Genomic DNA, 13650 nt, shown 5'->3' on the forward strand with positions numbered 1-13650 from the left:
TTTTTAGCTCCTTTTATTGTTTGTGAAAGGTTCAATTCCGTTTGTCCTCCCCCCAAAGCAATTTATTTCGAAGTGTTTTTAGAAAGCTTTCGGATGTGTACTCTATCATTTTGACCGTAAAATCCGATTTTCGTATCCTAATCTCCTTGCCGTTGGGAATATCTGCAATCCTGGAATCCAATGATACCAAATGGGTCTGTTCCCTCCCTGAAACCTTGAGCCGTATCTGGGTGTCATCTGAAATGACCAGTGGACGTGCATTAAGATTGTGCGGTGCAATTGGGGTAAGCACCAAGGATTTTGCCGATGGCGCTATGACCGGCCCACCACAGCTCAATGAATATCCCGTTGAACCGGTTGGCGTGGAAACAATGAGTCCATCTGCCCAATACGAGGTAAGGTATTCATCGTTTAAATATGTTTCCACCGTGATCATGGAGGTTGTATCCTTTCGGCTTACAGTAACCTCGTTCAAGGCAAAATTAAGATTCTCGAACTCGTTCAGGTCTGGATTCACCTCCACCTCAACCAAGGTCCGCTCCTCTACCGTATAGTGCCCGGCCACAAATTCCGTGACCAGTTTGCGCACATTCTCCTTTTTAAAGGTCGATAAAAATCCAAGCCTTCCCGTATTTACACCCACAATGGGAATGCCATAGTCCTTTATATAGGTCACCGCACGAAGCATGGTCCCGTCACCACCAAAGCTGATGAACATGTCAAAGGTGGCATCCAATCCTTTGGATTGTGTATAAGTACCTTGAATACGTCCCGTAGTACAGTCCGAAACCAGTTCATTAAATTTTTCCTCGACAAAAATCTCGGCATTCACCTTCTGCAGTTCGTGCAAAAGTTCCAGCATGCTGGTTTTGTCCTCTTCCAAAAAAGCTTGTCCGTAAATAGCGACCTTCATGCTAAACGTTAAGGTATTTTTCCAAATAATCCGAGCGTTGCTTCAGATCTTCCATGAATTGGTCATCACTGTTGCCAAAGACAATGGTATAGTTGTACCGTCTAAAGGTCTGGGCTACTTCATTAAGTCCTTGAGCTCCTATTTTAAGGGTAATCTGTACCACATCATTTTGGGAATCCGTGATAAAAGCCCCCAACAAACGGGCGTTGTTACTTTCCACAATTTGGGCTATCTCACTAAAGGAATAGTCCTTGATGCCGGTAGCGACCACAAGAATGGCCCCAGGCTCACTGAAAAATGGCGTATCAATAAATAAACTCACTACATCTTCAAGATCATAATAGCCGATGATGGTTTGGTTTTCATCCAAAACCGGGAGTATATTGGCCTCGTTTCTTGAGAACATCTCCAACACATCCAACCAAGAGGTTTCCTTGGTCACGAAAAAACTTTCCATCTCAAACCTAAAATCATCAATCCTCTTTTCAGGCTCAAAACAGGCTAGGTCATTTTCGGACAAAAGCCCCAAATAGACTCCATTTTCGGTGACAGCCACATGGGAGAAGGTCGTCTCTTCAAAAAAACGAATAACCTCCTTCAAGGTCTCGGACACCTCAAAAACGGGTACTGTGTTTATTATCTGGCTAAGAATCTGCATGTCATTTCTATTAGGCGCAAAATACTAATTTTAAATGGCAAAAGGCGTGCCTAATTCTTATTTTTGCCCATCTAAAAGAGAACTTCATGACAAAGTTGAGTGTTAACATAAACAAACTGGCAACTTTACGGAATTCACGGGGAGGCAATGTGCCCAACCTGATCACTTCGGCCAAGGATATCGAGTCTTTTGGTGCGGAGGGCATCACCATTCACCCCCGTCCGGACGAGCGCCATATTCGTTATCAAGATGCGCGTGACCTGAAAAAAGTGGTCACCACCGAGTACAATATAGAAGGAAACCCCATTCCCAAATTCATAGATTTGGTACTTGAGGTAAAACCCACCCAGGTAACCTTGGTCCCCGATGCCGAGGATGCCATTACCTCCAATGCCGGTTGGGACACCCTAAAGCACAAGGATTTTTTGGTGGATGTGATCAAAACCTTCAAGGAGAACGGGATACGCACTTCCATTTTTGTGGACCCCGATGTGAAGATGGTGCAAGGAGCTGCTGAAACCGGAACAGACCGTATTGAACTCTACACCGAGAGTTTTGCCCATGATTTTGCGGAAGGCAACAAAGAAGCAGGCATAAAACCCTTTGTGGATGCCGCCCAAATGGCCCATGAATTGGGATTGGGCATCAATGCAGGGCATGACCTAAGCCTGGACAACATTAAATATTTCAAAGAACATATTCCCAACCTCTTGGAAGTATCCATTGGGCACGCCCTGATTTGCGAATCCATTTATTTGGGTATTGAAAATGTGGTGAACATGTACCTAGACCGATTAAAGTAATGGAGTTATTGCATTCAAAAATATTGGGCGAAGGCACTCCCTTACTTATCCTTCACGGTTTTTTAGGGATGTCGGACAATTGGAAAACCTTGGGCAGTCAATATGCTGACAATGGGTTTCAAGTGCACCTTATTGACCAGAGGAACCATGGAAAAAGTTTTCATTCCCCCGATTTTGACTATGAACTGCTGGCCAGCGATGTAATAGCCTACATGGACCACCGCCAGATTGAATCTGCCCTCATCCTCGGGCATTCCATGGGAGGAAAAACAGCCATGCAAATCGCCACATCGCATCCCAACCGGGTGACCAAACTCATTGTTGCGGACATCGCCCCCAAGTTTTACCCACCCCATCATCAATACATTGTTGATGCTTTGGCACAATTGGATTTCGACAAAATTACAAGCAGAAAAGAAGCCGATGAAGTTCTTTCGCAACACCTCAAGGACTTTGGCATACGGCAGTTCCTTTTAAAGAACCTTCATTGGGTGGAACCTAAAAAAATGGGATTCCGGTTCAATTTTGAAGTCTTAAAAAACAGAATGGAAGAAATTGGGGACAATATTGGCGCTACGGCATCCTATGACGGACCTGCACTCTTTATTCGCGGAGACCGCTCCGAATATATCCTCCCCAATGACTATCCCGAAATCAAAAAACACTTCCCAAAGGCAGTCATAGAAACTGTGGACAATGCCGGACATTGGCTCCATGCGGAAAACCCCAAACAATTCTTTGAAAAGACATTACACTTCATGAATTCTTAAAATTGAGGGTTTTTTATTATGCATGCATAATTTTTTCAGCCATTTTATTGTCTGTATAACAATTTTGATATAGATTTGATTAAATGCGGTTTAACCCAAAATTTAACATAAGCTAACTCAACAAATACAGTTTGGATATGAAAAAGTTATTTGCCTTGCTTCCGTTCTTGGGCCTTTTTTTGGTTTCATGTGAAGACAATACCCCAATTATCGAGGAAACAACAGATCCGGTAGATTATACGGCCGGAAGTGCTGATTTCACAAAATATGTGGCGGTAGGAAATTCACTTACTGCGGGCTTTTCGGACAATGCCCTGTTCATGGCGGGTCAAGAAGCGTCTTTCCCAAACATGCTGGCCATGAACTTTGCCTTGGTCGGAGGTGGAGCATTTGAGATTCCATATATGGCAGATAATCTGGGAGGTGCCACCATAAATGGCGAAACAGACCTTAACATGGATGGCAGTCCCGATATTGGCAACAGATTAATTTTGGCTTTTACCGCAGATGGCCCGGCCCCTACCCCAATTTCAGGACAGGGAAGTACGGAAATCACCAATAAGCTATCAGGGTCTTTCAATAACATGGGGGTTCCCGGTTCCAAAAGTTATGAGCTACTTGCTCCCGGTTATGGGAGCTTGGCAGGTTTGGCTTTAGGTGCAGCCAACCCATATTTTGTCCGTTTTTCCTCCTCAGAAACCGCCACGGTGGTAGGGGATGCTGCAGCACAAGGCGCTACCTTTTTCTCGCTCTGGACCGGAGCCAATGACATACTTTTGTATGCCACAGGTGGTGGCGCAGGGTTAGATCAGACCGGAAATCCTGACCCAGGCAGCTATGCTAGAAATGATATTACGGACCCTAATGTATTTGCAGGTTCCCTTGATGCCATTCTTCAGGCCATGACCGCGAACGGAGCGGAGGGTGTTATAGCCAATCTACCCAACGTAACGGACATTCCCTATTTCACCACGGTCCCTCACAATCCTGTACCTTTGGATGAAGCTACAGCCACACTCTTAAACCAATCTTATGGTGCTTACAATGCAGGTGTTACAGGAGCCTTGAATTTCCTTGTCAGCCAGTTGGCAATCACCCAAGAAGAAGCAGATGCAGAAATAGCCAAAAGAACAATTACATTTTCTGCAGGCAGTTCCAATGCCGTTGTTTTATTTGATGAAGACTTGACTGATTTGACTGGTATCAACCCTGCCCTTGTCAGTATGAGACAAGCCACCGCAGAAGATCTTTTGGTACTGACCTCAAGTAGCTTCATTGGCACCTTGGCCAATCCTGCGGACCCTACCTCCATCAATGGGGTTGCCGTTCCCTTGGCAGATAAGTGGGTACTGACTCCGGAGGAACAAGCCTCTGTTGAAACCGCACTTACGGCATACAACCAGACCATTGAAGCATTGGCAACGGCCTATGACCTCGCTTTTGTTGACGCCAATACCCTTTTGAATAATTTAAAGACCACCGGTTTTCCACAAACAGATGGAAGTGTGGTCACGGCAACCTTTGCCACAGGCGGCGGGTTTTCATTGGATGGCGTGCATCCATCGCCACGGGGGTATGCAATACTGGCCAACGCCTTTACGGCAGCGATCAACGCAAAATACGGCTCCAATTTACCCAACGTAAACCCATTGGATTATACAGGATTATATATTAATTAAGAAGGAACCATATTTAATTTCATTATATTAAAGGCACCGTACAAACGGTGCCTTTTTTCAACCCTAAAATCAAAACCTCATGAAATTGATCCTAAGACTTTTATTGAATGCACTTGCCGTTGTTATACTTTCCTATGTTTTGCCCGGTGTGGGTGTGGATTCCATGATGACTGCGATCATTGTCGCCATAGTCCTTAGTGTCCTCAACTTTTTGGTAAAACCCATACTCGTTATTCTAACCCTACCGATTACCATTGTGACGCTGGGATTGTTCCTCTTGATCATCAATGCCATCATTATTCTAATAGCTGCCAATTTGATTGATGGATTCCAGGTAACCAGTATTTGGTGGGCCCTAATTTTTAGCCTTTTGCTCTCGTTTTTGCAATCCATTTTACACTCCGTTCTAAAAGAAGATGTATAGAATTCATTTTGTTTGGCATTCAAGGCTTTAAAAAGTTGCTGCCAAACGGAAAATGCATTACTTTTGCCTCCCATTTTTGAACAGCAAATTAGGTAGGAGATGAACATTACTAAAGAGCAGATTGACAATCTTAATGCAGTTGTAAAGGTCGAGATCAGCAAAGAGGATTATCAGGAGAACGTAGACAAAATCCTAAAAGACTACAGAAAACAAGCCAATATTCCTGGCTTTAGAAAAGGACAGGTCCCCATGGGGCTTATCAAAAAGCAGTACGGCAAAGCCGTTTTGGTGGATGAGGTGAACAAACTGTTGCAAGACAATCTGAACAAATACCTTACCGAGGAAAAGTTGGATGTGTTGGGCAATCCCCTTCCCAAACAACAGGAAAATTTTGATTGGGACAGCGAAAATCTTGATTTTGAATTTGAATTGGGATTGGCCCCAAACTTTGACGTTCAGCTGAAGACCAAAAAAGCCGTAACCCAGTACAAGATCGTTGCCGACAAAAAAATGATCGAGGAACAAGTGGAACGTATCCAAAAACAATACGGAAAACTGGTCTCCAAAAACGAAGTAGGTAAAAACGACGAAATCACTGGAACCTTTGTCAACGAAGCAGAGGAGATAGAACATAAAACCACTATTGAACTTAGCAAGGTAAAGAGCAAGAAAGCCACTGACGCCTTGGTCGGCAAAAAGGTTGGTGAATCCGCAACCCTTTCCACAAGGGGATTGTTCAAGGAAGATTACCTGTTGTCCAGCGCATTGGGAATCAGTGCGGACAAGGCTGAAAAATTGAACATTGATGTAACCTTCACCATTGAGGAAATCAATGAAAGGGAGCCTGCTGCCCTAGACCAAGAGCTGTTCGATAAATTGTTCGGAAAAGACAATGTAAGCTCTGAGAAAGAACTAAAGGATCGTATCAAGGAAGACTCTGAAAAGCAGTTTGAGCAACAAGCCGATCAGAAATTATTGAACGATGTTACCGAAAAGCTTATTGATGAGACCCAGTTTGAGCTTCCTGCCGAGTTCCTGAAAAAATGGATCCAGATCAGCGGTGAAAAACTTTTGACCGATGATGAGGCCAAAGAAGAGTTTGAAAAGTCTGAAAAAGGACTTCGTTATCAACTTATTGAAGGTAAAATCATCCAAGAGAACGACCTTCAGGTTCAGTTTGATGAATTGAAGGAGTTTGCCAAAGGCTTCATTAAATCCCAAATGGCACAATACGGCCATATGGATCCCAAAGAAGAGGAGTTGGAGAACATTGCCACTAGGGTTTTGGGCAACCAAGACGAGGTAAAAAGACTCTCTGAGCAGTTGATGAGCCAAAAACTATTGGACCTATACAAGGAAAAGGCCAACCTAAAGGTGAAGGAAGTCAGTTATGACGACTTTATCAAGGAAGCCTACAGCTAATCTTGGGCTAAAAGAAAATTAAGTATCTTTACGGTGCCGAAAAGCTGTTTTTTCGGCACCTTTTTTTTAAGAAAAATTCAACACCATCCCATGGATTACGGAAAAGAATTCAAAAAATACGCTACCCAGCACCACGGCATCAACAGTATGCATTATGACAATATCATGAGCAGCATGTATCCCGTGAGCATGACCCCTAACATCATTGAAGAACGGCAATTGAACGCCATTGCCATGGATGTTTTCTCAAGATTGATGATGGACCGCATCATCTTTTTGGGAACGGGAATCAATGATCAGGTGGCCAATATTGTGCAGGCACAGTTGCTTTTCTTGGAAAGTGCCGATGCCTCCAAGGACATCCAGATATACATCAACTCCCCAGGTGGAAGCGTTTATGCCGGATTGGGAATCTATGACACCATGCAGTTCATAAAACCTGATGTTGCCACCATATGTACGGGTATCGCTGCTTCCATGGCTGCTGTACTTCTTTGTGCCGGTCAAGAGGGAAAAAGAAGTGGTTTAACCCACTCCAGGGTCATGATACACCAACCTCTTTCGGGAGCGCAAGGACAGGCGAGTGATATTGAGATTGCGGCCAAAGAGGTGCTCAAGATAAAAGATGAGTTGTACGAGATCATATCCAAACACTCTGGTCAGTCTTTTGAAAAAGTATACGAAGACAGTGATCGAGATTACTGGATGAAGGCCAAAGAAGCCAAGGAATATGGTATGATCGATGAAATCTTGGTCCGGGAAAAATCCTAGGGTAAAGAACTGAAACCCATTAAAAGCAACCTGATAACGTAGACCAAACCCATTTTTTTTACGTTATTAGTGGTTGGAACATATATGTTGATTTGATATTGATATGGCAAAGGAAAACTTGGAATGTTCATTTTGTGGTAGAAAAAAGCCTGAAACCAATCTGCTGATTGCAGGGCTCGATGCACATATTTGTGACCGTTGTATAGAACAGGCACATAGTATTGTTGCTGAGGAATCCAAACAATCCAAAAACCAAGATCTCTCCTCCGAATTGGTCCTTAAAAAACCCATGGAGATCAGGGACTTTTTGGACACTTTTGTCATTGGACAGGAGCGTACCAAAAAAGTCATGTCCGTTGCGGTCTACAATCACTACAAGCGATTGTTACAGCCCAAGAGCAAGGACAACGACGTAGAAATCCAGAAGAGTAATATCATCATGGTAGGGCAGACCGGGACTGGAAAGACCTTGATCGCCAAGACCATTGCCCGTATGCTCAATGTACCCTTGGCCATTGTTGATGCCACGGTACTTACCGAAGCGGGATATGTTGGGGAAGATGTGGAAAGCATTCTTACCCGCTTGCTCCAAGCTGCCGATTACAACTTGGAAAAAGCCGAAAGGGGTATCGTTTTTATAGATGAGATCGATAAAATCGCCCGAAAGAGTGATAATCCCTCCATTACCCGTGACGTATCGGGGGAAGGAGTGCAACAGGGACTTCTAAAATTATTGGAAGGCACCGTTGTGAACGTTCCACCTAAAGGTGGACGAAAGCATCCCGACCAGAAATTTATCGAGGTGAATACCGAAAACATTCTTTTTGTTGCAGGTGGTGCCTTTGATGGAATTGAACGAATCATCACCAAACGTTTGAACATGCAGGCGGTTGGGTATAGCGCATCAAAAGCGGAAGAAAAATTGGATCAGGAAAACATCCTCCAATACATCATTCCCAAAGATTTAAAAGAGTTTGGTCTTATTCCGGAAATCATTGGAAGGTTGCCTGTGCTCACGCACATGAACCCCCTTGATGCCAAAACCTTGCGAGCCATTCTTACCGAACCTAAGAATGCCATCATCAAACAGTATGAAAAACTGTTCAACATGGATGACATTAAGTTTACCATTACCGAGCAAGCCTTGGACTACATTGTGGAAAAGGCTGTGGAATACAAGTTGGGTGCCCGAGGACTTCGTTCCCTTTGTGAGGCCGTTTTTACCGACGCCATGTTCACCCTTCCCAGCAGTGATGAGACTGAATTCAAGGTAACCAAGGCCTATGCGGAGGAAAAACTTTCCTACGAGACCATCAAAAAACTAAAAGTGGTTTCCTAAAGGTTAAACCGCTTTTCGGGTAACTTGCTCCAAGAGTTCCATGCATACTTGGGAGATGATTTTCTCATCAGAGTACAACTGATGTCCAAAATTTGGAATCACATTGAGGTCTGCACCCATCTTTTTGGCCCATTCATGGGTAGGCTTAAATTCATCGGATTCCCCATATACCAAATTCAAGGAAGTATCAGGTCTATCGTTCTCCAACCGAATCCTTGTGGCTGAAATGGCCGTCAAAGATTTCATGGGCAATCCCTTTAAGGCGGCCTTATACGCTATGGTACCTCCAGTACTGAATGCGAGATAATGTGCTGGCGCCGATTCCTTCTTCAATAAGTGGGCCACAGCCGTATCAATCCCCCCTTCCACAAAAGCCCTATGGATATTCTCTTCAGTGGATATGGGCACATCAATATTGCCCAATTGCTGACTGTCATGAAAGACAATGTCATAATATTGTTGCAGATATCCAAAATAGGAAGCAATCCAAAGTCCCTTCTTGGCTCCCCACATATCTGAAACAACAACGAGTTTTTCTGCCATGATGTAATGGTTTAGTGTTTGTTCAAAAGATTTGCATGGGGAATTTCAACATTAAACGGAGAAAGACCATTTTTATTTGTCCAAAAGAAACCTTTGTTCGATAAAGGGTCAAATATTACGAAAACGTTTTCGTAAAACAAAGGTAAACTACAAAATAAGCCGATTTATTGCATATTCATTTGCAGCAACTCATCCAAATAAGCCCTTTCATTGGACAATCGCGGTATCTTGTGTTGCCCACCCAACTTGTTTTTGGATTTCAACCAATCATGAAACAGGTTCTTTCTTGCCATATGCACCTTGGGCATTTTTAAGGTGATGTTATTATATCGTTTGGCCTCATAATCTGAATTCAATGATTTAAGTGCATTGTCCAAAAATTCGGTAAAGTAGGCGATATCTTCCGGTGGTTTCCTGAATTCAATGATCCATTCATGGGCTCCCTTATCGTTTCCGGTCATAAAAATGGGTGCTGCTGTATAGTCCATGATCTCAGCATCGGTCTTCTGACAAATCTGCTTCAGGGCCTCTTCGGCATTTTCAATGATGAGTTCCTCCCCAAAAGCATTGATATGGTGTTTGGTTCGCCCTGTGATCCGTATCCTATACGGATCTTTGGAAGTAAATCGTATGGTATCCCCTATTTTGTAGCGCCAGAGTCCTGCATTGGTAGTGATGACCATAGCGTAGTTGATCCCAAGTTGCACCTCCCACAACGGAATGGCACTATCCTCATTTCCATAAGAGTCCATAGGGATGAACTCGTAGAAAATCCCATAGTCCAACATCAACAGCAGATCATCGGAATTATTTCTATCCTGAATCCCAAAGAAGCCTTCGGAGGCATTATAGGTTTCATAATAGTTGAACTTTTTTCGTGGCAACAGGTTTTTGTACTGGTTCTTATAGGGAATAAAACTTACCCCACCATGAAAATATACTTCCAGATTTTCCCATATCTCAAACAAATGGTTCTTTCCGGTTTTCTCCAACACTTGATTGAGCAATACCAACATCCATGAAGGCACCCCGGCCAAACTGGTCACGTTCTCCCGGATACTTTCCTCTATAATGGCCTCCAGTTTGGATTCCCATTCGCTCATCAACGAAACTTTGTTGCTTGGCGTACTGCTGTATTCGGCCCACAAGGGCATATTGTCAATCAATATGGCGGAGAGATCGCCAAAAAAAGTGCCATTGTCCTCATAAAGTTCCTTGCTTCCCCCCAACCTAAGGCTCTTCCCTGTGAACAGTTGGGAATTTTCGTTATTGTTCAGGTAAAGGCACAATAGGTCTTTACTAGACTTGTAATGACAATCCTCCAAGGCTTCCGAGCTCACCGGAATAAACTTGCTCTTGGCATTGGTGGTACCGCTGCTCTTGGCAAACCATTTAATGGTGGTGGGCCAAAACAGGTTCTGCTCTCCCTTTCTGGTCCGTTCTATCAACGGGGCAATATCCTCATAACTTACAATGGGCACCCTGTTCTTGAATTCATCATACTTGGGCATATCCTTAAACCCGTACTGCTTCCCGATCATGGTATCTTCGGAAAAATCCATCAAATGGCGCAAGACCTCATCCTGAACCTCCAAGGGGTACTTTAGAAAAAGTTCTATCTGGTGATAACGCTTCCGTAGTAACCAAGAAGCAATGGAATTGAATAATGGTATTGGCATTTTAGGTATATTTAACCAAGAAATTCAGTTGGGTGCAATAGCTAAAATAGCTTTTCTGCCCCGCATTTTCAAATCAGTTTTAAACATTCATTCCACTATGCTTTACGAAGGGGTCCTGCGCAAGATGCAAACCGAAAATGGAAGTCCCATCCAATATTTTTTGGTCTTTGAGAACGATTTCATCAACATGAACCAAGCTCTGGACAAAGAGGTTCAGATTGATTTCATCAAATTCCAATGCCTGAATTGCGGACAGGACCGTCCCATCTACAGACAAGGATTCTGCAAGACCTGTTTTTATGAAACCCCAACTGCCGGGGAATGGATCATGAAACCCGAGTTAAGCACGGCTCATTTGGACAAAGAGGATCGTGACTTGGAGTTTGAAAAAAAGATGCAGCTGCAACCACACATTGTCTATTTGGCCAATTCCAGCAATGTAAAGGTGGGAGTAACCCGAAAATCGCAGGTCCCCACCCGTTGGATCGACCAAGGCGCCCACGAGGCCATTGAAATTGTGGAAGTGCCCAACCGCTATTTGGCCGGTATAACGGAGGTGGCCTTAAAAGACCATGTGAGCGACAAGACCAGTTGGCAGAAAATGCTGAAAAACGATATTGAAGATCTGGACCTGACCGAATGGCGCACCAAACTGAAACCCTATATCCCGGAAGAAGTCTCCCAATATTTTATTGAAAATGATAAGGAGACCCACTTGGAATTTCCGGTATTGCAATACCCGGAAAAGGTAAAAAGCCTCAATCTGGACAAGACTCCAACTTACAAGGGAGTCCTGAAGGGCATTAAGGGACAGTATTTAATTTTTGAGGACAACACCGTATTCAATGTACGGGGCAGTGAAGGGTATTATGTAGGGATAACGATCAACTAAACAGTTTTAGGTATCTTACAAAGCAAATCTGTAAAAATCTAATAACTTACACTTATAAACTCAAGAAATGCTAAAAGAAGTACTGCAAACTCTCAAAATGCTGAAACGCATTGAGAACCCGTCCCAAGAAGTACAGGATTCATTGGATTTTTTGGAGCAATCCGTGAAAACCAAAACAAAGGAAAGTTTACTTGACCTAATGTCCATCGGCGATGTTATTGGCTATGACGAACTACAGGATAGCCTTAAGGAAATGGTCAATTTTTTGGAAAAAATGAAAAATAAGCCCCAATAGCAGCATAGGAAGAACTTGACCGCACATATGGGAATTGGTATCCACTGAAACCAAGACAAGGCCCAAAGCCTTTGTTTCATATAACCAAAACCAAACCGGATGAAAAAATTTCCCAATGCTTTCGTCATACTCATTGCTGTCATCATTTTTGCATGGATCCTAACGTACATTGTCCCACAAGGAAGCTACCAACGGATACTGGATGAGGCAACCGGAACCACAAAAGTCCTGAACGACTCCTACCAAACGGTCACTTCGGAACATCTCTCCCTTATGGACCTGATTCTCTCCATCCCAAGAGGAATCATAGGCCGGGCAGATGCCATAGTCCTGATCCTTTTGATTGGAGGTTGCTTTTATGTCATTGAAAAAACCGGGGCCCTCAACCAAGGTTTGGTAAAACTGGTCAAAATCCTGGAAGGCAAAGAAACCTTGGCATTGATTTTGGTCACGGCCCTTTTTACCGCAGGTGGGGTCACCATAGGCATGCAGGAAGAAGTCATTGCCATGATACCCATTTTGCTCTTGTTCGGGAAAAGTCTTGGCTATAATACGTTCTCCATTATACTCATGAGTTATGGATCAACGGTCATTGGCAGTTCTTTTAGCCCATCCAACCCCTTTGGGGTTATGATTGCCCAAAAAGAGGCCGGGCTCCCATTACTTTCGGGCAGTCAGTTTAGACTTGTGGTTTTAGCAGTGGTTCTTGTCGTATGGATAGCCTTTATTATTCGATACGCCAACAAGAACAGGATTGATAAAATAAAGATGCCTTCCGCTCACGAGTCCATGACCACACGAAGCAAGATCATATTGTCGCTCCTCGCATTGACCTTCTGTGGCGTTATTTATGGCCTTCTGTTTTTGAATTGGGATTTCAACGAAATGTCTGCCTCCTTTTTTGCCTTGGGCATCGTGGCAGGACTCATTGGCCAACTGGGTGTCAACGGTACCGGCGAATCCTATATCGATGGATTCAAGGAAATGATGTTTGCCGCCATACTATTGGGGCTCGCCAATAGCATTTCGTTGCTCCTAAAAGAAGGCATGATCATGGACACCATTGTATATGCCCTTTTTGGGCCATTGAAATATCTTTCACCTTCGGTATCTGCCGTCTCCATGATGATTGCCCATTCATTTTTGCACTTTCCGGTACCCAGTTATTCGGGGCAGGCGGTTTTGACCATGCCCATATTGGTCCCGCTTTCAGATTTAATAGGAGTATCCAGACAAACCTGCGTTTTGGCCTATCAATACGGAGCTGTAATGGCCGATATGATCGTGCCCACCAATGGGGCACTCATGGCAGTTTTGGCGCTTTGCAATATCCCCTATAACAAATGGTTGAAGTTTGCCCTTAGACCTACCTTGCTCATTGTATTGATTGCCGCCATTGCTTTGGTGGTGTCCGTAGCCATAGGGTATCAATAGGACCAAATACATGTGATGTTCAAAAAAT

At 43.7% G+C, this 13650-nt stretch carries 14 protein-coding genes; 10 read left to right on the forward strand and 4 right to left on the reverse strand.

Translation table 11 applies throughout. From position 1 onward, the window contains the following. Positions 1 to 31: 31 nt before the first annotated feature. Positions 32 to 913: an NAD kinase gene (locus DN53_RS13170; protein WP_129654832.1), complete on the reverse strand. Its 882-nt coding sequence runs from the start codon at positions 911 to 913 to the stop codon at positions 32 to 34. A gap of 1 nt (position 914) precedes the next feature. Next, positions 915 to 1571, reverse strand: a complete 657-nt coding sequence (locus tag DN53_RS13175; RefSeq protein WP_129654834.1) for a CBS domain-containing protein — start codon at positions 1569 to 1571, stop codon at positions 915 to 917. An 86-nt stretch (positions 1572 to 1657) separates the two neighbouring features. Between DN53_RS13175 and DN53_RS13180 the strand changes: the two genes are divergently transcribed. The 7 genes from DN53_RS13180 (at position 1658) to clpX (ending at position 8779) form a co-directional block, all read left to right on the forward strand. Further along, entirely contained in the window at positions 1658 to 2374 is a 717-nt protein-coding gene (locus tag DN53_RS13180; protein ID WP_129654836.1) for a pyridoxine 5'-phosphate synthase, read from the forward strand. Continuing rightward, entirely contained in the window at positions 2374 to 3144 is a 771-nt protein-coding gene (locus DN53_RS13185) for an alpha/beta fold hydrolase (RefSeq protein ID WP_129654838.1), read from the forward strand. Before DN53_RS13180 ends, DN53_RS13185 begins: the two co-directional genes overlap by 1 nt. Before the next feature lie 137 nt (positions 3145 to 3281). Continuing rightward, entirely contained in the window at positions 3282 to 4823 is a 1542-nt protein-coding gene (locus DN53_RS13190) for an SGNH/GDSL hydrolase family protein (protein ID WP_129654840.1), read from the forward strand. 79 nt (positions 4824 to 4902) lie between these two features. Continuing rightward, positions 4903 to 5247 carry a phage holin family protein gene (locus tag DN53_RS13195; protein WP_129654842.1) on the forward strand — a complete coding sequence of 115 codons (345 nt, stop codon included), beginning with the start codon at positions 4903 to 4905 and terminating at the stop codon, positions 5245 to 5247. 99 nt (positions 5248 to 5346) lie between these two features. Next, positions 5347 to 6669 (forward strand): trigger factor, encoded by a 1323-nt coding sequence (tig, locus tag DN53_RS13200; protein ID WP_129654844.1) that lies wholly within the window; start codon positions 5347 to 5349, stop codon positions 6667 to 6669. Positions 6670 to 6759: 90 nt separating this feature from the next. After that, on the forward strand, positions 6760 to 7440 hold the full coding sequence (gene clpP / locus DN53_RS13205) for an ATP-dependent Clp endopeptidase proteolytic subunit ClpP (RefSeq protein WP_129654847.1): 681 nt from the start codon (positions 6760 to 6762) through the stop codon (positions 7438 to 7440). A 103-nt stretch (positions 7441 to 7543) separates the two neighbouring features. Then, positions 7544 to 8779: an ATP-dependent Clp protease ATP-binding subunit ClpX gene (clpX, locus tag DN53_RS13210; protein ID WP_129654849.1), complete on the forward strand. Its 1236-nt coding sequence runs from the start codon at positions 7544 to 7546 to the stop codon at positions 8777 to 8779. 3 nt (positions 8780 to 8782) lie between these two features. Here the strand turns inward: clpX and DN53_RS13215 are convergent, their stop codons facing one another. Next, positions 8783 to 9322: a hypothetical protein gene (locus DN53_RS13215; RefSeq protein ID WP_129654851.1), complete on the reverse strand. Its 540-nt coding sequence runs from the start codon at positions 9320 to 9322 to the stop codon at positions 8783 to 8785. Between the two features lie 164 nt (positions 9323 to 9486). Further along, on the reverse strand, positions 9487 to 11001 hold the full coding sequence (locus DN53_RS13220; RefSeq protein ID WP_129654853.1) for a GH3 auxin-responsive promoter family protein: 1515 nt from the start codon (positions 10999 to 11001) through the stop codon (positions 9487 to 9489). Positions 11002 to 11098: 97 nt separating this feature from the next. Here DN53_RS13220 and DN53_RS13225 point away from each other — a divergent pair, with 97 nt between their 5' ends. The 3 genes from DN53_RS13225 (at position 11099) to DN53_RS13235 (ending at position 13622) form a co-directional block, all read left to right on the forward strand. Then, entirely contained in the window at positions 11099 to 11893 is a 795-nt protein-coding gene (locus tag DN53_RS13225) for a DUF2797 domain-containing protein (protein WP_129654855.1), read from the forward strand. Between the two features lie 67 nt (positions 11894 to 11960). Then, on the forward strand, positions 11961 to 12188 hold the full coding sequence (locus tag DN53_RS13230; protein WP_129654857.1) for a hypothetical protein: 228 nt from the start codon (positions 11961 to 11963) through the stop codon (positions 12186 to 12188). A 99-nt stretch (positions 12189 to 12287) separates the two neighbouring features. After that, positions 12288 to 13622, forward strand: coding sequence for a YfcC family protein (locus DN53_RS13235; RefSeq protein WP_129654859.1), 1335 nt, complete (start codon positions 12288 to 12290; stop codon positions 13620 to 13622). Positions 13623 to 13650: the final 28 nt, after the last annotated feature.

Source organism: Flagellimonas olearia, from assembly GCF_004150225.1.
Lineage (GTDB): Bacteria > Bacteroidota > Bacteroidia > Flavobacteriales > Flavobacteriaceae > Flagellimonas > Flagellimonas olearia.